Source organism: Brevundimonas sp. SS2672, from assembly GCF_059579685.1.
On sequence record NZ_CM184201.1, the window covers coordinates 235,078 to 254,086 of the forward strand.

General features: G+C 66.6%; 22 protein-coding genes and 1 tRNA gene. 9 read left to right on the forward strand and 14 right to left on the reverse strand.

The features are described 5' to 3' along the window. Positions 1-74: 74 nt before the first annotated feature. Positions 75-416 carry a ferredoxin FdxA gene (gene fdxA, locus AC52GN_RS01145; protein ID WP_003166185.1) on the reverse strand — a complete coding sequence of 114 codons (342 nt, stop codon included), beginning with the start codon at positions 414-416 and terminating at the stop codon, positions 75-77. A gap of 169 nt (positions 417-585) precedes the next feature. On the opposite strand from fdxA, the gene AC52GN_RS01150 reads away from it, so the two are divergent. Beyond that, the gene (locus AC52GN_RS01150; RefSeq protein WP_496527912.1) at positions 586-1,236 is read left to right on the forward strand and encodes a YceI family protein; all 651 of its coding nucleotides are present in this window, start codon (positions 586-588) and stop codon (positions 1,234-1,236) included. Here AC52GN_RS01150 and AC52GN_RS01155 read toward each other — a convergent pair. After that, entirely contained in the window at positions 1,233-1,517 is a 285-nt protein-coding gene (locus AC52GN_RS01155; protein ID WP_496527913.1) for an RNA-binding S4 domain-containing protein, read from the reverse strand. The two genes, AC52GN_RS01150 and AC52GN_RS01155, sit on opposite strands and share 4 nt — an antisense overlap. Continuing rightward, a complete protein-coding gene (locus AC52GN_RS01160) occupies positions 1,514-4,033 on the reverse strand; it encodes a helicase-related protein (protein WP_496527914.1) in 2,520 nt (839 codons plus the stop codon). Before AC52GN_RS01160 ends, AC52GN_RS01155 begins: the two co-directional genes overlap by 4 nt. Before the next feature lie 284 nt (positions 4,034-4,317). Between AC52GN_RS01160 and AC52GN_RS01165 the strand changes: the two genes are divergently transcribed. Continuing rightward, positions 4,318-4,394 (forward strand) — tRNA-Arg (locus tag AC52GN_RS01165). A gap of 232 nt (positions 4,395-4,626) precedes the next feature. On the opposite strand, the gene AC52GN_RS01170 is transcribed toward AC52GN_RS01165, so the two are convergent. The 3 genes from AC52GN_RS01170 to AC52GN_RS01180 form a co-directional block, all read right to left on the reverse strand. After that, positions 4,627-5,502 (reverse strand): dihydrodipicolinate synthase family protein, encoded by an 876-nt coding sequence (locus AC52GN_RS01170; protein ID WP_496527915.1) that lies wholly within the window; start codon positions 5,500-5,502, stop codon positions 4,627-4,629. A gap of 89 nt (positions 5,503-5,591) precedes the next feature. Continuing rightward, entirely contained in the window at positions 5,592-6,272 is a 681-nt protein-coding gene (locus tag AC52GN_RS01175) for a B3/B4 domain-containing protein (protein WP_496527916.1), read from the reverse strand. A 25-nt stretch (positions 6,273-6,297) separates the two neighbouring features. Next, on the reverse strand, positions 6,298-6,921 hold the full coding sequence (locus AC52GN_RS01180) for a LysE/ArgO family amino acid transporter (protein WP_496527917.1): 624 nt from the start codon (positions 6,919-6,921) through the stop codon (positions 6,298-6,300). 68 nt (positions 6,922-6,989) lie between these two features. Here AC52GN_RS01180 and AC52GN_RS01185 point away from each other — a divergent pair, with 68 nt between their 5' ends. From AC52GN_RS01185 to AC52GN_RS01205, 5 genes are all read left to right on the forward strand, one after another. Beyond that, a complete protein-coding gene (locus AC52GN_RS01185) occupies positions 6,990-7,889 on the forward strand; it encodes a LysR family transcriptional regulator ArgP (RefSeq protein ID WP_496527918.1) in 900 nt (299 codons plus the stop codon). Positions 7,890-8,063: 174 nt separating this feature from the next. Next, on the forward strand, positions 8,064-8,570 hold the full coding sequence (locus tag AC52GN_RS01190; protein ID WP_496528830.1) for a TnsB C-terminal domain-containing protein: 507 nt from the start codon (positions 8,064-8,066) through the stop codon (positions 8,568-8,570). 464 nt (positions 8,571-9,034) lie between these two features. Then, positions 9,035-9,451, forward strand: a complete 417-nt coding sequence (locus tag AC52GN_RS01195; protein WP_496527919.1) for a hypothetical protein — start codon at positions 9,035-9,037, stop codon at positions 9,449-9,451. 259 nt (positions 9,452-9,710) lie between these two features. Next, complete coding sequence (locus AC52GN_RS01200) at positions 9,711-9,866, forward strand: hypothetical protein (protein ID WP_496527920.1); 156 nt, start codon at positions 9,711-9,713, stop codon at positions 9,864-9,866. A gap of 71 nt (positions 9,867-9,937) precedes the next feature. After that, a complete protein-coding gene (locus AC52GN_RS01205; RefSeq protein ID WP_496527921.1) occupies positions 9,938-10,420 on the forward strand; it encodes a hypothetical protein in 483 nt (160 codons plus the stop codon). Positions 10,421-10,589: 169 nt separating this feature from the next. Here AC52GN_RS01205 and AC52GN_RS01210 read toward each other — a convergent pair whose 3' ends face one another. From AC52GN_RS01210 to AC52GN_RS01235, 6 genes are all read right to left on the reverse strand, one after another. Further along, positions 10,590-10,766 carry a hypothetical protein gene (locus AC52GN_RS01210; protein WP_312218230.1) on the reverse strand — a complete coding sequence of 59 codons (177 nt, stop codon included), beginning with the start codon at positions 10,764-10,766 and terminating at the stop codon, positions 10,590-10,592. Positions 10,767-11,074: 308 nt separating this feature from the next. Beyond that, positions 11,075-12,346, reverse strand: a complete 1,272-nt coding sequence (locus tag AC52GN_RS01215; RefSeq protein ID WP_496527922.1) for a copper resistance protein B — start codon at positions 12,344-12,346, stop codon at positions 11,075-11,077. Then, complete coding sequence (locus AC52GN_RS01220; RefSeq protein ID WP_496527923.1) at positions 12,343-14,130, reverse strand: copper resistance system multicopper oxidase; 1,788 nt, start codon at positions 14,128-14,130, stop codon at positions 12,343-12,345. Before AC52GN_RS01220 ends, AC52GN_RS01215 begins: the two co-directional genes overlap by 4 nt. A gap of 122 nt (positions 14,131-14,252) precedes the next feature. Beyond that, entirely contained in the window at positions 14,253-14,807 is a 555-nt protein-coding gene (locus AC52GN_RS01225; protein WP_453989662.1) for an RNA polymerase sigma factor, read from the reverse strand. Positions 14,808-14,814: 7 nt separating this feature from the next. Further along, positions 14,815-15,255: a Spy/CpxP family protein refolding chaperone gene (locus AC52GN_RS01230; RefSeq protein ID WP_496527924.1), complete on the reverse strand. Its 441-nt coding sequence runs from the start codon at positions 15,253-15,255 to the stop codon at positions 14,815-14,817. Further along, positions 15,252-15,533: a hypothetical protein gene (locus tag AC52GN_RS01235; protein WP_291779018.1), complete on the reverse strand. Its 282-nt coding sequence runs from the start codon at positions 15,531-15,533 to the stop codon at positions 15,252-15,254. The genes AC52GN_RS01230 and AC52GN_RS01235 overlap by 4 nt, the downstream gene beginning before the upstream one ends. Before the next feature lie 141 nt (positions 15,534-15,674). Here AC52GN_RS01235 and AC52GN_RS01240 point away from each other — a divergent pair, with 141 nt between their 5' ends. Next, on the forward strand, positions 15,675-16,409 hold the full coding sequence (locus tag AC52GN_RS01240; RefSeq protein ID WP_496527925.1) for a PepSY domain-containing protein: 735 nt from the start codon (positions 15,675-15,677) through the stop codon (positions 16,407-16,409). Between the two features lie 10 nt (positions 16,410-16,419). Here AC52GN_RS01240 and copD read toward each other — a convergent pair whose 3' ends face one another. Together copD and copC are read right to left on the reverse strand one after the other, a co-directional pair. After that, entirely contained in the window at positions 16,420-17,325 is a 906-nt protein-coding gene (copD, locus tag AC52GN_RS01245; RefSeq protein ID WP_496527926.1) for a copper homeostasis membrane protein CopD, read from the reverse strand. A 1-nt stretch (position 17,326) separates the two neighbouring features. Next, positions 17,327-17,704, reverse strand: coding sequence for a copper homeostasis periplasmic binding protein CopC (gene copC / locus AC52GN_RS01250; RefSeq protein WP_496527927.1), 378 nt, complete (start codon positions 17,702-17,704; stop codon positions 17,327-17,329). A gap of 277 nt (positions 17,705-17,981) precedes the next feature. On the opposite strand from copC, the gene AC52GN_RS01255 reads away from it, so the two are divergent. After that, positions 17,982-18,971: a cation diffusion facilitator family transporter gene (locus tag AC52GN_RS01255; protein WP_496527928.1), complete on the forward strand. Its 990-nt coding sequence runs from the start codon at positions 17,982-17,984 to the stop codon at positions 18,969-18,971. Positions 18,972-19,009: the final 38 nt, after the last annotated feature.

Genomic DNA, 19,009 nt, shown 5'->3' on the forward strand with positions numbered 1-19,009 from the left:
AATTAGGAAATCTCAAAACATCCACAGGGCGGTCGACGACGACCGGCACATTGTGACTGCATTGTGGCGAATTCTTAGGAGCCCTTGCCCGGCTTGGGGCTGAAATACTTCTCGAACTTGCCGGTTTCGCGCTCATACTGCTCGCGATCCGCCGGGGGCACGCCCTTGACCGTAATGTTCGGCCAGACCTTGGCGTATTCGGCGTTGACCTGCAGCCACTTGCCGTCCGGTTCGTCCTCGGTGTCGGGGACGATGGCGTCGACGGGGCATTCCGGCTCGCATACGCCGCAGTCGATGCACTCGTCGGGGGCGATGACCAGGAAGTTCTCGCCCTCGTAGAAGCAGTCCACCGGACAGACCTCGACGCAGTCCATGAACTTACATTTCACGCAGGCGTCGGTGACGATGTAGGTCATGGCGTTCGGGCGGGCCTGTGGCAGCGAGGAGGTCGAGGGCGGGCACATGGCCCCGACGGAACCAACTGTCAACCGAAGGCGCTGTTGCAAAGCTGTTCAGGCTCGACGGCGCCGGGCCGTGCTTCATCTTCGTGACGCCGGATCACCATCCGCTCGGAGGCCTGTCCCCATGCGTTTCAACCAAGGTTTCATCACCCATTCCGCCGTCGGCCGCATCGGCGCGGCCAGTCTGGCCTTGAGCCTTCTGGCCGGCGGCGCTGTCGTCGCCCAGGCCGCCCTGACCGAGGTTCCGTCCGAGGTCCAGTCCGGCGACTACAAGCTGGATCCCGAGCACGGCAAGATCACCTGGTCCGTCGATCACCTGGGCTTCTCCACCTATGTCGGCCAGTTCGTGAACGTTCAGGCCGAGCTGAAGCTGGACCCCGCCAACCCGTCCGCCAGCACCCTGACCGCGACCATTCCCTTGACGGACGTGGCGTCGAATTCGGACGGGCTGAACCGTCATCTGCAGACGGCGGACTTCTTCGACACCGCCAACCACCCCGTCGCGACCTTCCGATCGACCCGGATCGTGGTCGACCCCGACGACCGCGACGAGGCCACGGTCCATGGCGACCTGACCCTGCGCGGCGTCACGCGCCCGGTGGTCATTGAGGTCGAGTTCAATCAGGCCGGCTCGACGCGCGGCGGCTACAAGGCCGGCTTCGACGGCGAGGCGACGATCAAGCGTTCGGATTTCGGCATCACCTTCGGCCTGCCGGCCCTGGGCGACGAGGTGAAGCTGCACGTCGAGGGCGAGTTCGTGAGGGCGGCGGGCTAGTTCGCCGTGTCCAGCGGCTCATAAAGCGCGCGGGCTTCCTCGGCAGGTCCGCGCCGTTCGCCCATCTGCGCCACGCGGACGGCGATCAGCCGCCCGCCCTGGGCGAACATCACCTCGTCGCCGGGATGGACGCTGCGGCTGGGCTTGTCGAGGCGGGTCTGGGCGCCGTTGTGCGTCAGGCGGATGGCGCCCTTCTCGACCATGGCGGCGGCCAGGCTGCGCGTCCTGGCGAAGCGCGCCCGCCACAGCCAGACGTCGATGCGGCAGCTCTCCAGGCTCATTCAGCGGCCTTGCCGCCCGCCGTCCGCCGAGGACGCCGACGTGGCCTGCGCGCCGTCTTGGGCTCGGCGGCGGGGCGCACGGGCTGCGTCAGTTGCGCCAGGGCGGCGAAGGGGGAATCCTTGGGCGGCGGCGTCGGCTTGCCCGGGCGCGGCGCCCGATCGGCGCGCGGGGTGCGCAGGGCGGCGTGGATCGCCCTGGCCTGATCCGCCGTCCAGCCGAGCGCGTTCAGCGCTTCATCCGGCAGCGGCGCCTTGCCCGCCGCGCGCTGGGCCTCGGCCAAGGCCTCCAACGCCTCGACCGGGGCGGTCCAACGGTCGACGGCCCGTCGTCCGAACGCCGACAGGGCGCGCGCTGACGGCGGCGGTTCCGGCAGATTTAGGAGGCCATCGCCCGCCAGCCCCTTCGTCGCCTCGCGCGGCAGGAAGGCCTGAGCCAGGGCGGCGCCGCGCGGCTTCATCACGCCGGGCAGCCACACCGAATGGGCGCCGACCCGGATGGCGAAGGTCTTCAGCGTGCGCCGCTCATGCTGGCTCAGCGCCGCCAGATCGCGCTCGACCTCGCGCCGGGGGATCAGCCCGCCCGCCTCGATCAGTCGAAACGCCAGCCCGCGCGGCAGGCCGGTCAGTGCGCCGCTCTCGATCGCATGGCGCAGTCGTTTCAGCGGCTTCAGCGCCCGTCCGGCCTCGGCCGCCAGCCAGGCCTCCATGCGCCGCTCGGCCCGCTCGCGCGCCGGGACCGGCCCCAGCTCGCCCAGCAGCCGCACGCGCGGCGAGAAGGGGTCTTCATTGATGATGCGCCCGGTCAGGGCCCCGTTCCACAGCACCCCGCCGTCCGGCGTGACGGAAAAGGCCGCGTCCTCGTCGGCCGCGAGCCGCCCAAGCCGCCGCGCCACTTCCGGCCCCACGGCCCGCGTCGCCGCCTGCCGCAGCGCCCGGTCGGCCAGGGCCGATCCGCCCGCATCGACGGTGAAGCAGACGCCGTCCAGATGACCGACGACCTCGCCCTCGACCGTGACCTCGCCGTCCTCGGCCACGCCTGCCAGCACGTCGGAGCGCACGTTCAGCGCCCGCATCAGGGCCGCCGTGCGTCGGTCGACAAAGCGCGCCGTCAGCCGTTCGTGCAGCACGTCGCTGAGTCGTTCCTCCAACGCCTTGGTCCGGTCGCGCCATTCCTGCGCCCCCGCCATCCAATCGGGCCGGTTGGCGATGTAGCTGAGCGTCCGCACCCCCGACAGCCGCGCCGACAACTGGTCGATCTGCCCGTCGTCGCGGTCCAGGTCGTTGAAGCGCGGCGCCACCCAGTCCTCGGTCAGCCGCCCGCGACGGCTGGTCAGGGCGGTGAATATCTCCTTCGACAGGCGGGCGTGTTCGTCCAGGGTCGTCTTCTGGAAGTCGGGCAATTGACACGCTTCCCACAGCCGCATCAGGGCGCCGCGCGAGCGGGCGATCTTCCTGACGTCCTCATCGACCGCGAAGCGCCGCAGCAGGGTCTCGTCCAGCGCCTGGGTCGTCAGCCGCAGGCCGTGCCGCTCCGGCGTGACCGTCAGCGACCGCAACAGGTCGGGCAGGGTGTCGAAGTCCAGCCGCCCGCTGCGCCACTCGGCCGCCTCGACCGGATCGAAGCGGTGCTCGACCACCTGTTCGACCAGATCCTCGTCCAGCTCTTCCGCCTCGCCGGTGACGCCGAAGGTGCCGTCGCGCAGGTGTCGCCCCGCCCGCCCGGCGATCTGGCCGATCTCGGCGGCGTGCAGCCAGCGCGTACGCCGTCCGTCGAACTTCCGCAAACCGGCGAAGGCCACATGGTCCACGTCCATGTTCAGCCCCATGCCGATGGCGTCGGTGGCGACCAGAAAATCGACCTCGCCCGACTGGAACAGCTCGACCTGGGCGTTGCGGGTGCGCGGACTGAGCGAGCCCATGACCACGGCCGCCCCGCCCCTTTGACGACGCAGCAGTTCGGCGATGGCGTAGACCTGCTCGGTCGAGAAGGCGACGACGGCGCTGCGGCGAGGCAGGCGGGTCAGCTTCTTCGATCCGGCGTAAGACAGAGTCGACAGCCGGTCGCGGGTCACGATCTCCGCATCCGGAACCAGCGACCGCATCAGCGGCGCCATCGTGCCTGCGCCCAGGAACATGGTCTCGAACCGGCCGCGCGCGTGCAGCAGTCGCTGGGTGAAGACGTGGCCCCGCTCGGGATCGGCGACCAGCTGGATCTCATCCACCGCCAGAAAATCGACGGACCGCTCCAACGGCATGGCCTCGACCGTGCAGACGAAGAAGGCGGGACGCGGCGGGACGATCTTCTCCTCGCCGGTGATCAGGGCGACCGAGGCCGCCCCGCGTCGCTTGACGATCCGCTCATAGATCTCGCGCGCCAGCAGGCGCAGGGGCAGGCCGATCATGCCCGAGGCGTGGCCCAGCATCCGCTCGACCGCCAGATGGGTCTTGCCGGTGTTGGTGGGGCCCAGGATCGCCGTGACGCGCGAGGGGGCCATGCCTGCGGAACGGTCGCTCATGACCGGCCCAAGGTGGCGAACCGCGTCCGCTTTCACAAGCGCCGCAGCGGTGGGATGCGAACGGAGAGAGAAGGGTAAGCGGAACCTTACCGGCGCCTGGAACACGGGCGAAACGAATCATGACCGAATCAGCGACGTTCACCGATTCAGGCTTTGTTCCCTACTAGGGATTGTAGCTTAACGGCCTTTAACCACAAGACGAAACCGGTGAGGGCGCCTTGGCGCTCGCCAAGTCTCCCTGAGGGCTTCCCTGCGGCGGCAACCTCCTTTAGGCAGTGCGCCGTGGCCCCGTAGCTCAGCTGCATAGAGCAAGGCTTTCCTAAAGCCGAGGTCGGAGGTTGGAGTCCTCCCGGGGTCGCCATTCCCCTGTCGGGACAACTTAAGACTGTCCTGTTTCCAAGCTAAGACTGTCCTAGACCAGCTAAGACTGTCCTAGCGTCCTGGAAAATGCCTTTAATAACAACGGAATAAATCCGCATATGGGGCTCGCGGGACGCGACAGTCTTAACTTGGCGAGTTGCAACGCATTTGGGCGGAATGCGCCAGAAGCGGTCCTTGGCTTCATCGCCGGAACCCAACGCCGCCCCTGCGTCTCAGAGCGGCAATGCCTTCGCTAGACTAGCCTTCAGCATTCCATCGGGTTCCAGGAGCGGTTTCGGCGGCGACGCTTTGGTCAAGCCCAGCATGTTCGCCGCCGCGTACATCAGCCTAAGACTGCCGTGCGCGCGGAACAGATCCCACAGGCCGGCAAAGACAGCGTCGCATCGGTCCGCTGCTTCGCGATCGCCTTTGACCGCCGCGACCGCGAGTGCAGCGGCCTGTTCTGGAAACAGCCCGCCAGCCACGCTGTACCAGCAGTCAGCGCCCGCTAGGAGCGCCGCCTTGCAGCCCCAGTCGCCGCTGTACCCGATGGACAGGCTCGGCGCCGCCTGCCGGAAGGCCGCCAGATCGGAGACGATGTCGCCGGAGGCCGGCAGCGGCAGCTTGATCGCGGCCACGGTCGGGATCGCCGCCAGACGCGCGACCAGTTCCGGCCTGAAGATGAAGTTGGTCGTGCCCGGATTGCTGTAGATGCATAGCGGCAGGTCCGTGGCCGAGGCCACGGCGAGGAAGTGCTGAAAGACCTCCTCCTCCGTCAGCGGGGTATAGCTGACCGGCGCCAGGAGCAGGCCGGACGCGCCCTCCCCTGCCGCATCGCGCGCTAAAGCCTGAGCCTCGTCCGTCCTCATGGCGCCGACGCCGACGATGATCGGGATTGAGGCGACGGCTTCAACGGCCGCCGCCACGGCGCGTCGGCGCTGGGCGCGGCTCAGGAACATATAGGTCCCGGTACTGCCGAGCAGGCCGATGGAATCGGCGCCGCCCGCTTCGATGCGTCGGACCAGCCGCTGCAGGTCAGGCGCAATGACCTCGCCTTCGGGCGTCATCGGGGTGATGGGAAAAGCCGAAAGGCCCGAAAACAGCGCCATGCTTCTGCTCCAGAATATAGCCCCAGTGAGGACCGACGCAGCGGTCCGCTCAAATCAGGCTTGGCTTCAGTTTGTGTCGAGCCACCGGATCAGTCGGGACGCTGGAGCAGAAGACTGCTCGCCTGCAGCGATGGACTGAGACGCTTCAGCCCGGCGATCAGATCGTCGCCCGCCTGCAACAGGGCCGGTATCGGCATGGGCTCCAGGCGTTCGAGGATAAACCACATGGCGGTGCTATCGTCGGTAATCCGCGTCCGTACGCCCTGTCGCCAGTTCCATCGTCGGCAGGTCGCGCCGTGGTCATCGCGCCAGATGACCTCGCCGGGATCGATCATTTCGATCTTCGGTTCGCCGTTTTGGGCCGTGTCGAAAATCTCACCGCCCTGCGCGACCACCAATCGCGGCGTCCCGGCGTAGGCGTCCGCATCTTCGCCCCCGATCGGAAGGGCGTAACGAAGGCTGACCGCATTGTAGAGATCTACGACGGCGTTCACTGACGAAAGGGTCCCGTCCCGCTGCGCCCGCTTGCGCAAGGCCTCGACCGAACAGGGCGTCCGCTGAGGCTTGGCGCCGAAGGCGCGGTAGGCGTCCCGCCAGGCTTCCAGATGCGCCTCAGCCCACTCAGGCTCCTGCGCCTCACATGCTAGACGCAACTGTTCCGCGCCAAACGCATCGCTCGCACCATTGCGCGCGCCTGTGACAAGGATGCTGAGCGCCGAGAAGTCCGGGCGCAGGGCGTAGATTTCCGGGGCGATGACGGGCGGATTCATGTGGACCTCGTGGTCTGGAATGGCGTCAGGCGAAGACGCCGCGCACCAGGACAATGGCGATGACGGACATCATCAGGCCGGTGACGACATCCAGCACGCGCCAGGCGATCGGACGGGCGAAGAGCGGCGCCAGAAAGCGCGCGCTAAACCCGATGGCTGCGAACCAGATGGCGGCGAAGGTCGAGGCTCCGATGATGAAGAACGGCCGCTCACTGTCAGGCAGGCTGGACCCGACCGCTCCCATCAACATGACGGTGTCGATATAGACATGCGGGTTCAACAGGGTGAAGGCGGCGGTGGCCGCCAGCGCCACCCCAAGCGAGAGACTTGCGCCGTCTTCAATGATCAAGGCCTCGGAGCGCATCGCCCGTCGAAAGGCCCCGACGGCGTACCAGGTCAAGAAGGCGGCGCCGCCGAGGCTCAACGCCGCCGACAGGCCGGGAACCGCCGCCAGCAACCGGCCCAGGCCGTTCACGCCGGCGATGACGAGAACGGAATCCGCCACGGCGCAGAACAGGACGACCGGCAGGACATGCTCGCGCCGCAGCCCCTGCCGCAGCACGAACATGTTCTGAGCGCCGATGGAGACGATCAGGCTGGCCGACAGGGCGAAACCCTTCGCCAGAGGCGGAAGAATGGAAACGATCATGGGGTGCTGATCGCATGGCATGAGGCTGTAGCCGAACTAATCTTGCTTAGGTTAGATTAGCCGCCCTAATGCTAGACTATCCCGCCCTCGCCGCCCTGGCCGCCGTCATCCGCACCGGATCATTCGATGCGGCCGCCGAAGCCCTGTCGGTCACGCCCTCGGCGGTGTCGCAACGCGTGAAGGGCCTCGAGGAGCGCCTGGGCCTTCCCCTGGTCATCCGTGCGACGCCATGCCGACCGACCGAGGCAGGAGCGCGGCTGGCGGCCCACCTCGATCAGGTGGCTCTTCTGGAGCACGACATGATGGCGGGCGATCCCGTCTGGGCCGCCGCGTTCGGCGGCGCGCGTCCGACCTTGAAGATCGCCCTCAACGCCGACAGCCTCGGCACATGGTTCCCGCGCGCGGCCGCCCGCTTCGCCGCAGACCAGCCGAACACCCTGTCTTTGGTGCTCGACGACGAGGCCGACACTGCCGAGCGCCTGCGTTCGGGAGAAGTGATCGCCGCAGTGACGACGACAGGAAAGGCCGTCGCAGGCTGTCGGACCCTCCCGCTAGGCTCGCTTCGCTACGTGGCCGCCGCGACGCCAGACTATCGCGATCATCATTTCCCGAACGGCGTGACAGCGGCGCGGCTGGCGGAGGCGCCGGTGCTCCGCTTCAGCCCGCGTGATCGGCTGCAACTCAAGTGGACCGAAAAGGTCGTTGGAAGCCTGATCGAAGGCCCGACCCATTGGGTGCCGTCCACCCAGGGGTTTCTGGATTTCACTCTGGCGGGCGTCGCCTGGTCCCTGACTCCGGAACGCCTGGCCGCTCCGTTGATCACGTCAGGCCGCCTGGTCGATCTTGCCCCCGGGGTCATCGTCGACGTGCCGCTTTTCTGGCAGCACCTGCGCATCACCACCCGCCTGATCGAGGACCTGACCAGGGCGATTCGCGCCGGTGCGGCCGAATGGCTACACATCGCCTGACGGCAACGCGCCAACAGCGGACACTGGCACATGGCCCAAATCTAGACATTGGAGAGCGCAACTACGATGAGTTGTATTTTCCCCACAGTGGACGATGCCGAGCTCGCCCGGCTCGCCTTGGAAGATCCGGGGCCTTCTAACGGTCCTGCAGTCCGCACTAGCCGTTAAGGGAACCTGCCCAAAAGTGTCTACGAGGATCGGCGAGGCGCGCCTCAGAGCCTTGTGAATATTTATGGCCGGTTCGACGAGATTATCGTCGACAATGGCAAGGAGTTCGCCGGCGTTGCGATGGAGCACACGCTGGCGGATCTGGGCACGACATTGCGTCTGGCGCCGGTGGCGTCTCCCCAGCACAAGGCGATCGTCGAACGTTTTTTCCGCACGCTAAACAGCTTGTTGGTGCGGAAACTTCCCGGCGCCAAACTTCCCATCCACGCCATGCGTGAGCTTGGTTACGACCCCCAAGCCACGGCAGTGCTGACCGTTCAGGAGGTCGAGCAACTCATCTGGGAGGCGCTGGCCGTCTATCACCTCGATGTCCACTCCGGCATCGGTACACCTCCAGCGCTGCAATGGGCCTGGCGCCGATCATTCCGCAGGTGGCGTTGGCCTCGGAACGGACTGACGGGAGTGTGCGGCCTTCTCGCCCGCCGAGACCGCCATCTCGGCCGAAAATTGTAAGGACGAGAAAAGAGAAATCGAACGATACGTCGCCTGCATTTTCATCCCGGCTTGCTGATGCGCCGTGGAAGGAATTTGAATGATGGGGTGCCTGGATGCGACGCCTCAAACCGGCGAAATGATCGAGGACATGTCGGCGGCTGCCAATAAACGGGTAGCGGACATTGTGGCGTCCTTCCGCCAGATATTCATCCCGTACCCGCGCCACGTCGAGTTTCATTTCTATTCCCAGGGCGTTCACGATCATCGGAGGTTCCCACAAGCCATGGGGGCCGGTGATCCGCGCGGCAATAAGCGGATCACTGCCGTATGGCTTGCGGTGCTTCGAAGGCGCTCGACTGAACTTCAGGCGCCTTCATATCCATAGGTTTCTAGTTGAGGACATGCGGAGAAGGGGCGTCTGCGGGATGCCCCAAGTCTATAGCGCTTCGGCGGCGTGCCTCGGGGCGCATTACCCCGAGGCGATGACTCGCACTGAGGTGGAGACGTATCTGAATTGCTATCCGGCGGAGGTCAGCAGGTTGGCCGCTATGGGAGAAATCGACGTGATTGCTCTCGATCCGCTGATGGCGCGTTCGTCCTCCGTGGAGAAATTTGGAGCGAATTATATAAGCATGCGCGAGATGGCGGAGCTTTACGCCATGCCGCCCATCCTGGCGCGCTTCATGATGCTCGAAGCGGGTGTGAAGAGATCCAAAAATGGTTTCTGGAACCGAGCGGATCTCCGAGGAGGCGGGGTGTTCCAAGCGCTGATATCCAGGCAGTTGATTGTGGGCGTCTGGGAGATGCCGGGGCCGCCGAAGGCTCTGCAACGACTTGGAGATTGCCCATCTCCGAGGGAAGAAGCTTCCTCACGCTTGGTGTTTATGAGGCCGTCGTGAGTGTGTGTAACGAATTCTGTCCAACAAGCTCGAGCCTCGGATTCATCAAGCATTGCTTCCGACGCTGGCGTGATGGCTTGACGGGACTGTCGACCGCGGCGCTCCAACGAAGACACATGTCGGCCTTAGGTCTGCAGCCTTATGTTGAGGCCGCTTTCGGCGGCGGCATTCAGAGTGTCGTTTATTTTCAATGCTTGATATGATTTAGATGCTCTTCTCATTTTTCCTAATGCGCCGCCACTTTCGAATGGATCATGCCGTGACCGACAAGCGAACGCCCGAGCAACGGCGTGACGATAATTTTGAAGGCATTATGCGCGGTCTGACCGAGGCGCTCGCCAACGTAAAGGGCGAGCCGGAAGGGGCGGGGGTCCGTATCCATCGTCCCGCCACTCGCATTCAGCCAAAGAACTGATCGCCTAGATTTTGGTTGTTGTTCAGCTTTTGCAGTTACCTGACCCGCTTCAATTTTTAATGAGGCGGCAGATGCTGAACCAACTTCCCATGCCGTTGAGGGACGTAAAGATCCAGGGGCTATCGGCAGCCACAGGAGCGGTCGTCGCTTTTGGCGTGCTGATGGAAGCGGGGGCGGCCGACTCTGCATTTGCTAAAGGTTCATCGGCCAACGTGGCTGCTTTCTTACTCGTTGTGAGCGCGTTCCACTACGTGGCGAGTTGGCAATGTCAGGGGGCGAATTCATTTGAGAAGAAGAACGTAGATCTGGTGCGAATCCGGGTGGCTGCTTGGAGGGTCGCGCAGAGGGTCACTCGTATCCTTCTACCCGTGCTTTTGGTGCTCTTGGGGTGGCACGTTTGCAAGGCAGTCAGCACAGCTGCCTGGGCTTGGTTCGTCGCTGCTTTTGCGCTGTTCTACATCCCGCTGGGATTATTGGATCTAGTTGCATCCTATTATTTGAACTTTAAAGAGATGCTCGCTGATTTCCGGCGGACGTTTAGCAAAAATCTTTGAGTGGCGCTCTTAGCTTGGTCGGCGGCTTCGCTAGTGCCCCGGAACTAGCGTTTAAGGTGGTTTTTTAGGACAGTCTTAAATTGTCCCGACATCCCCTTTGTTTTCGACGGATTCGGGCGGGTCGACAGGCCGCGAACCGAGCTCCGGTTGGGCCGAAGCCAGGCGGGCTCTAGACGATCTTCTCCAGGGCGCGATCATACCGTTCTCGCGCAACCGCCAGGGTGGCGCGCGCCTGGGTCTTGGCCGACGGCTCGTCCAACTGGCGGCGGTACGCCTCATGCGCGGCGCGCAGGCCCTCAAGGGCGTTGTCCCACTCGACGTAGATGGGGGCGTTGTAGTCGATCATCCCTCTGATCCTCCCGTGGACATGGAGGGGGAACGGATGTCGGGCCGCCTCGGTCATGCGGCTAATCTTCGCGCCTCGCCTGACGCCGTTCGGCCATGCGGGACAAGCGGGGTCGGGCGAGGGCTTAGAACAGCAGGTAGGATCCGAGTTCGACGATGAAGACGACGTCCGCGATCACCAGCGCGGCGAGAATGGCGATCAGGATGTAGTGCGGTTCGGGGCGTGCTGAGTGGTCGTTCATGGCGCTCTCCTTCTGAGAAGCAATGCTCCAGCACGCCAACCGATCCTGAAATTCTGCGAGAAGGGCTTTAGAACCAGGCCTTGACGCCGACGACGAGGCGCGTGTCCTCCGGATCCTGGCCTCTGGCCCTGGCGTAGTCGGCGGTCTCGCCCATCGAGCGGCTCCATTCGACGCCGACGTACGGGGCGAACTCCTTGCGGATTTCATAGCGCAGACGCAGCCCCGCCGTGACCGAAGTCAGGCCCGAGCCGATCTCCAGTTCCGGGATGTCGCTGGCTGACAAGGCCATCTCGATCGCCGGCTGCAGGATCCATTTCTGGGTGATGCGCTGGTCGTACTCGGCCTCGACGCGGGCGGTCAGGTCGCCTTCGGTCGACAGGAAGGCGGCCGCGCCCATCTCGAACCAATAGGGGGCGACGCCCTGGACGCCGACGGTCAGGTGGGTGGCGTCCTCGCCATCCGGACGGAAGTCCTGGCGCACGCCCGCCTGCACGTCCCAGAAGGGCGCGATGGCGCGGCTGTAGAGGGCCTGGACCTCGACTTCGTGCAGCTTGCCGTCGATCTCGCCTTCGCCCTCGGTCTTCCACCAGAAGCGATTAATGTCGCCGCCGGTCCAGCCCTGGGCGCCCCAGCTGTAGGTGTCGGCGCCGTCGCCGAGCCCGGCCTCGAAGGAGTCGATCAGCACCGCCGTCGAGCGGATGTCGCCGTTCTCGGCCAGAAGCTGTTTGCGCGCCGCCGTCATGATAGCGGGGTCGAACAGCAGGTCGGCGGCGTGGGCCGGAGCCGAGCGAGCGGCGGCCGGAGGCGGCGTCTCGACCATGCGGCCGCCGACGGCGTCCACGCTGGTCGGGATGTTCGGCCCGCCGCGCGCGGCGCCCATGTCGTGACCCGCATGCGGATCTGCGGGCGCAGCGCCATGCCCGGCGTGCGGATCGGCCTGAGCCGCCGGAGTTGGAGCCATGTCGTGACCCGCGTGGGGGTCGGTCGGGGCCGCGTTGTGACCGGCATGCGGATCGGCTTGAGCGGCTTGGGTCTGGGTTTGGGCCATGTCGTGGCCGGCGTGGGGATCGGACGCAGCCGCGCCATGTCCGGCATGGCCGCTCATGTCATGACCGGCGTGCGGATCGGCCTGAGCGTCGGAGGCGGCGGCGCCGTGCATGGGGCAGGGCTTTCCGTCGCGCATCATGGGACAGTCGGGCGCGGGTTTGGCGGCGGGCGTCTGGGCGGCAGGTGTCGGCGGCGCGGCGGGAGCATGACCGGCATGGTTCTGAGCGACGGCGGATCCGGCCGAGATCATCAGGGGCAGAGCCGCGACGGCGGCGAAAAGGGCGCGGCTCATCGGGCGGCTCCATCCAGCGGGCGAACGGTGACGACGTTGAACATGCCCGCGTGCATGTGCATCAGCAGGTGACAGTGGAAGGCCCAGTCGCCGGGCGCGTCTGCGGTCAGGTCGAAGGTGACCTTGCCGCCGGGGGCGACGTTGACCGTGTGCTTCAGCGGCTGATGGCCGTCGTGGCCGTTGACCAGTTCGAAGAAGTGGCCGTGCAGGTGGATGGGGTGGGCCATCATGGTGTCGTTGACCAGGGTCACGCGCACCCGCTCGTTCAGTTCGAAACGGATAGGCTCGACCAGTTCCGAGAATTTGCGGCCGTCAAAGCCCCACATGAACCGCTCCATATTGCCGGTCAGGTGGATTTCCATGGTGCGCGACGGCGCGCGGCGGTCCCGGTTCGGCGTCAGGGCGCGCAGGTCGGCGTAGACCAGCACGCGGTGGTCGACGTCTTCCAGGCCCTGAGGCCGGTCGGCCAGGCGGTTGGACGGGGCGGGCGAGATCATGTCCACGCCGACGCCGACCGCCATGTCGGCCGGGGCGTTGTTCGGATCGCGCATGCTCATGCCGCCATGATCCATGCCTGCGTGATCCATGGGGGCGGCGGGGCCATGTCCCATGGCCGAATGATCCATCCCCGCCATTGAGCCGTGATCCATGCCGCCCATGCTCCCGCCCATGCCCATGTCCTTCATGGTCAGGTTCGGAACCTGGCGCAGGGGCGGAACCTCGGCCGTCATGCCTAGGCGGGGGGCCAGGGTGGCGCGACCCATGCCCGAGCGGTCTATGGCTTCGGAGACGATGGTGTAGGCGCGATCCTCAAGCGGGCGGACGATGACGTCATAGGTCTCGGCCACCGAAATCTGGAACTCGTCCACCTCGACCGGGCGGACGTGCTCGCCGTCGGCCTGGACCACGGTCATGGGCAGGCCGGGAATGCGAACGTTGAAGATCGACATGGCCGAGGCGTTGATGATGCGCAGGCGAACGCGCTCGCCGGGCCGGAACAGGCCGGTCCAGTTCTCTTCCGGGCCATGGCCGTTGACCAGATAGGTGTAGGTCGTGCCGTTGACGTCGAGGATGTCGCGCGGGTCCATCCGCATCGAGCCCCACATCCGCCGTTCGGACAGGCTCATGCGGTCCGAACCGTCCAGCAGGCCCGCCAGGGTCGTCTTCTGCTGGTTGAAGTAGCCGGGGCTCTTCTTCAGCTTGTCGAGGATGTCGTGCGGATGCAGGAAGCTCCAGTCCGACAGGACCAGGACGTGCTCGCGGTCATAGGCGATCGGGTCGGCGCCGGCCGGGTCGATGACGATGGGGCCGTAGTGGCCCATGGCCTCCTGAAGCCCAGAATGGCTGTGATACCAATAGGTGCCCGACTGCTTGATCGGGAACTCGTAGACGAAGGTCTCGTGCGGCTTGATGCCGGGGAAGCTGACGCCCGGCACGCCGTCCATCTGGAACGGCAGCAGCAGGCCGTGCCAGTGGATGGAGGTGTCCTCCTCCAGATGGTTGGTCACCGACAGGCGCACGTTCTGGCCTTCGCGCATACGAAGCAGGGGCGCGGGCAGCAGGCCGTTGACCATGAAGGCGTGGCCGGTGCGGCCGCCGACGGTGAAGTCGGCGTGGCCCACGCTCAGGTCGATGTTCGGCCCCGTCAGCGTCGGCAGGTCGGCGCGCAGGCCCGGCGATCCGGTCTGGGCCCAGGCGGGCAGCAGGCCCTGCAGGCCCAGTATGCCGCCGCCCATGGCCGCGCCTCGCAACAGGGTTCGCCGGTCCAGTGATGTTGTCGCCATGAGGGTCTCGGAGCAGGCCGCTCGCCGCGAGGCGGAGCGCAAAGGAGGGTTCGTCGGGAATACGCGGCCCTGGCCGTCATCCCTCATTCGACAGATGGCGTCAGGACGTCGCAGGTCCGACCTCAGCGTAGAAGCCGCAGATTCAACTTCTGCCGGGCGCGGGCGATGCGGGTTTCCACCGTCTTGGGCGTGACGCCCAGCACCTCGGCGATCTCGGCGTGGCTGCGACCCTCCAGCGAAGCCAGCAGCAGGGGCGCCTTGAGGTGGTCGGGCAGGTCGGCCAGGGCGCGGTCCATCGCGGCCATGCGGCGGAGGTCGTCCAGCCGGGTTTCGGCTTCCGGCGCATCCTCGCCCACAGCCATGGCTTCAGGCGTGTCGAGGCCCATAACGCCGCGCACGATGCGGCGCACCGCGCGCTTGCGACCCCAGTCGCGGCATTTGTTGACGGCGATCGAGCGCAGCCAGGTCGCGAACGGTCGGGTCGGGTCGTAGCGCCGGATGGCCAGCCAGGCGGAGACATAGGCCTCCTGCAGCAGGTCGTGAGCCTCGTCCGCATCGCCGACATAGCGTCGAACGAAGCGATGCAGGTCGCCGCTGGTCGCGGCCATCAGGCGGGAGAAGGCCTGGCGGTCCCCGCGCGCGGCGCGCGCCTCGTCTGTGTCGTCGTCGGCCGCCACCTCGGCCTTACCGAGGCTCTTGCGTAAGAGCGCCGGCGATTTCCTTGTCGAAGACGCGGGCCTGTTCCGGCGTCAGGGCCGCGCGCATCTCGAACACATGGGCGATGGTGGCCTTCTGCAAGGCGCCCATGGCGTCGTGGAAATGGTCGACCGCGGCGCGGACCTCGGGGCTGTCGCCCTGGCTGGCGGCGATCGCGTTGGCCAGTTCGCGATTGGCGGCGCGGACGTCGGCCTCCAGCGTTTCGCGTCGTTCGGCGAATCCGGCCTCGATCTGATCCAGGCGGGCGTCCTGGTCCGCAGTCAGGTCGAGCTTCAGGTGAACGATCTCGTGCAGGCCGGGGGTCTCATGCTGCTTCATCATCCAGCCTGCGCCCAGCCAGGCGCCGCCGGCGCTGGCCAGGGCGGCCAGGACGACCGTCAGGGCGATCGACTTCCAGTTGGTCGTCATCCGCCGACCTCGAAGCTGGTCATCGGCGACAGCCCCGCCGAGACGCTGAAGACGTGAATGTCCGAGGGGCGCGGCTTGAACGCCTGTCCCAGGACGCCGCCGTTGGTCACGCCGACCAGCAGGGCGACAGCCATGACCGCCAGCCGCACCTGACCTGCGCTGCGCTGCGCCTGGCGCTCCTCGATCCGGCGCCAGACGCGCCCCTCCAGATCAGCCAGTCGGGCGTCGTCGTCGCCGGGAAGCGGTCTCGTCAGCATCCGCTCGATGTCGTCGGTCATTGCAAAATCCTCGCGGCCTCAACGGAGAATACGCGGCCTGTCGCTGTTTCCCTTGAAAGCGCATGAGGGCGCGCGCGTCGATAGGCGTATAGGTTTCATTCGGCCGTTGCGGCCGCGGCGCCTTGAGCTTGAGGGAAAGCGATGAAGGTTCTGCGTTACTCGACCCAGATTCACAAATGGGTGGGCCTGGTGGTGGGCCTGCAGGTGCTGTTCTGGGTCGGAGGCGGCCTGGTCATGACCGCGATCCCGATCGAAACGGTGCGCAGCGAGCACCGGCTGAAGGCGTCGACGCCCGCCGCCCTGCCGCTGGAGCAAATTCTTCCGTTGGCTGAGGTTTCGCGCCTTTCCGGGGTGACGCCGGTGCGGGCCGAACTGAAGATGACGCAGCGCGGCGCGGCCTGGATCATGACGCCGGTCGAGGGCGCGCTCGTCACCCTGGACGCCGAGACCGGCCGGCCTTTCGCGGGGATGAGGGCGGACGAAGCCTCGGCCTTGGCCGCCGCAGCCTATCGTGGCGAGGCGGCGCCCAGGTCGGCCGTCCTGCTGGATCAGGCGCCGAAGGAAACCGGCCGCGACGGGCCGATCTGGCGTGTGGACTTCGATGATGCGGAACGCACGGCCTTCTATCTGTCGCCGCAGACGGGGGAGGTGGTCACGCGGCGCTCGGCGGTCTGGCGCTTCTATGACTTCTTCTGGCGGCTCCACATCCTCGACTTCAAGGACGGCGACAACTTCAACCATCCGTTGCTGGTCGGCCTGACCGTGCTGACGCTCAGCATGGTGATGACGGGCTTCATCCTGTTGTGGATCCGGTTGGCGCGCGACCTGAAGACGGCGGGGGCGGTGCGGGCGACTCGTCGCAAGGCCGCCCTCTAGGAAGACGTCGTTACAGCGCCGCTGGGGGCGGCAGGGCGCCCATGACGGCGATTACGGCCAGAATCGTCAGGGCCAGGATGAATTCGACCGCCAGGCTCTTTTTCAAGTGCGGCAAGGCCTGGCCGGCGTCCCTGGTCATCAGGGGCGCCAGGCGGAAGCGGTGAGCCGCCGCCAGGGCGACCATCAGGCCGAATAGAGCCAGCTTGATCATCAGAAGGACGCCATAGGGGCTGTCGCCCAGGCTGAACGCCCTGGACAGGCCGACCAGATAGGCGCTGTTGATCAGGCCGGTCACGACCAGGGCGCCGACGGCCGCTGCGCCGACCCCGGCGAAGCCGGTCAGGCTGCGCGCCACGCCTGCGTCCCAGGCGGCGTCGCCCGATGGTTGACGCAGGATCAGGACGGCGAAGGCGGCCAGGGCGCCGATCCAGACCGAGGCGGCGACGGCGTGGACGATGTCCGAGATCAGATGCACCGCATGGCCTGACCCTTCGGTCGCCGCGCCGTGGCCGGTCCAGGCGAAGCTGGCCGAGATGATGACGCCCAGCAGCGTCAGCCCGCCCCACATCAGACGACCCGGTCGCAGCAGCAGGGCGGCCGTCAGCGCCAGAACGGCGGCCAGCGTCCGCACGACCATGGCCTTGCCCAGTCCCATGCCGGTGATCATGAAGCTCAGCGAGGCGGGTTTGACGGCCTCGCTCAACGACCCGGCCATCATGGCGGTCTGAGCCAGCAAGGCGGCGGGCGCGGCCAACGTCAGCGCGGCCGCCGCCCAGATCAGGGCGGGGCGCGGCCAGCGCAGATTTAGCGGCCCGATCGCTCGCGCGCTGTAGAGCATGAAGGCGGGCAGGCCGAGCAGCAATGCGCCGGCGGCGTATTGCACGCCGCGCAGGATGACGATCCAGACCTCGATCATCTCAGCGGACGACGAAGTCGTAGCTGCCGGTCATGCGGTGGCCGTCAACGGAGGCGATGCGCCAGTTGACGACATAGGCGCCGGCGGCCAGCGGACGCGCCAGCGCGCCGGTAATGGTCTTGCCGTCCTGGCTGACCTCGGTGCGGATCGTCGCCTTCGTCCCGGCGGCGTTGACCACGTCGAAGCTGGAAAAGGCCGGGGCCACACGCTCGCTGAAGGTCAGGGTCACCGTGCGCGGCGATGCGACGGTCGACTTGGCGGCGGGGGTGGCGCTGACCAGGCGGGCGTGCGCCTGAGCCGCGATAGGGGTCAGGACGACAGAAGCCAGGGCGACGGCGGCGGCTAGGCTGGGGAAGGCGAGGGGGCGAAGGAAGGACATGACAGGCTCCGGTTCAGAAGGGGGTTCAGTCAAACTACGCAGCGACACGGGGCGTCCCTCGCGAAGCCGCCTGGAGGTCAGCCTGAACCGGCGGCTTGGGGGAACTCCTTTCCGCGACGCGCGCTGCTCCCGGGAAGGAGGTCGTCGTGGCTCAAATTCCCTCGCCCGCGCACCCGGACGGCGACATCGGCCTCCTAAGGGCGGCGCCGGATGCGTTCGACCTGATGCTTGGGCCTTCCCCGATGGAAAGCGGCGCTCACGGCGGGCCTGACCGCCGGTGAGCCGGGCGAGCGACAGGCCGGAGGGGCCGGGCGAGATCCATCCCCTCAAGGAGAACATCGTCCTCCTCGGCGCGCTGGCCGCCAATCTCGGCATCGCCGTCGCCAAGTTCGTCGCCTCGGCGATCAGCGGCTCCTCCTCCATGCTGACCGAGGGCGTGCATTCGCTCGTCGACAGCGGCAATCAGATCCTCTTGCTCTACGGCCAGCATCGCGCGAAGCGCCCTGCGGATGGGCTTCACCCCTTCGGCTACGGACGCGAGCTCTATTTCTGGGCCTTCGTGGTCGCCATCCTGATCTTCGCGGTGGGCGCCGGCGTGTCCATCTATGAAGGCTGGCTCCACATTCGAGATCCGGAGCCACTGGGCGATCCGCGGATCAACTATGTGGTTCTCGCGGTGGCGGCCCTGCTCGAAGGCGGCTCCTGGGCCATCGCCGTGAAAGCGTTCAACGCCAAGCGGCAGGGGGCCGGCTGGTGGCGCGCGGTGCGACGCTCCAAGGATCCGGCGGGGTTTATCGTCCTGTTCGAGGACAGCGCCGCCCTTCTCGGCCTCGCCATCGCGGCGCTGGGCGTATGGACGAGCCATGCCCTGGGCGAGCCGCGCATCGACGGCGTCGCCTCGATCGCCATCGGCCTGATTCTCGCCCTGGTCGCCGTCCTCCTGGCCCGCGAGGCCAAAGGGCTGCTGATCGGAGAAAGCGCCGACCCGGAACTGGTCCGCGGCATCTGGGCCGCCGTAGAGCGAAGCCCCGGCGTGGCGGCGGTGAACCATGTGCGCACCATCCATACCTCGCCGGACGCGGTGTTCGTCGCGGTCAGCGCTGACTTCGAGGACGGCCTGGCGATGGGGGAGGCCGAGACCCTCATCGAGGCGCTCGAAACCGAATTGAAGCAGCGGTATCCGCAGCTCACCTCGATCTATATCCGGCCTGAAAAGGCGGAACTGGCGCTGCGGCAGGCGCCGCCCACGGCCGCCCGGGTCGCCTAGAGGCTTGGGAACGGCGAGGCTAGGGTCTTGATGTCCGA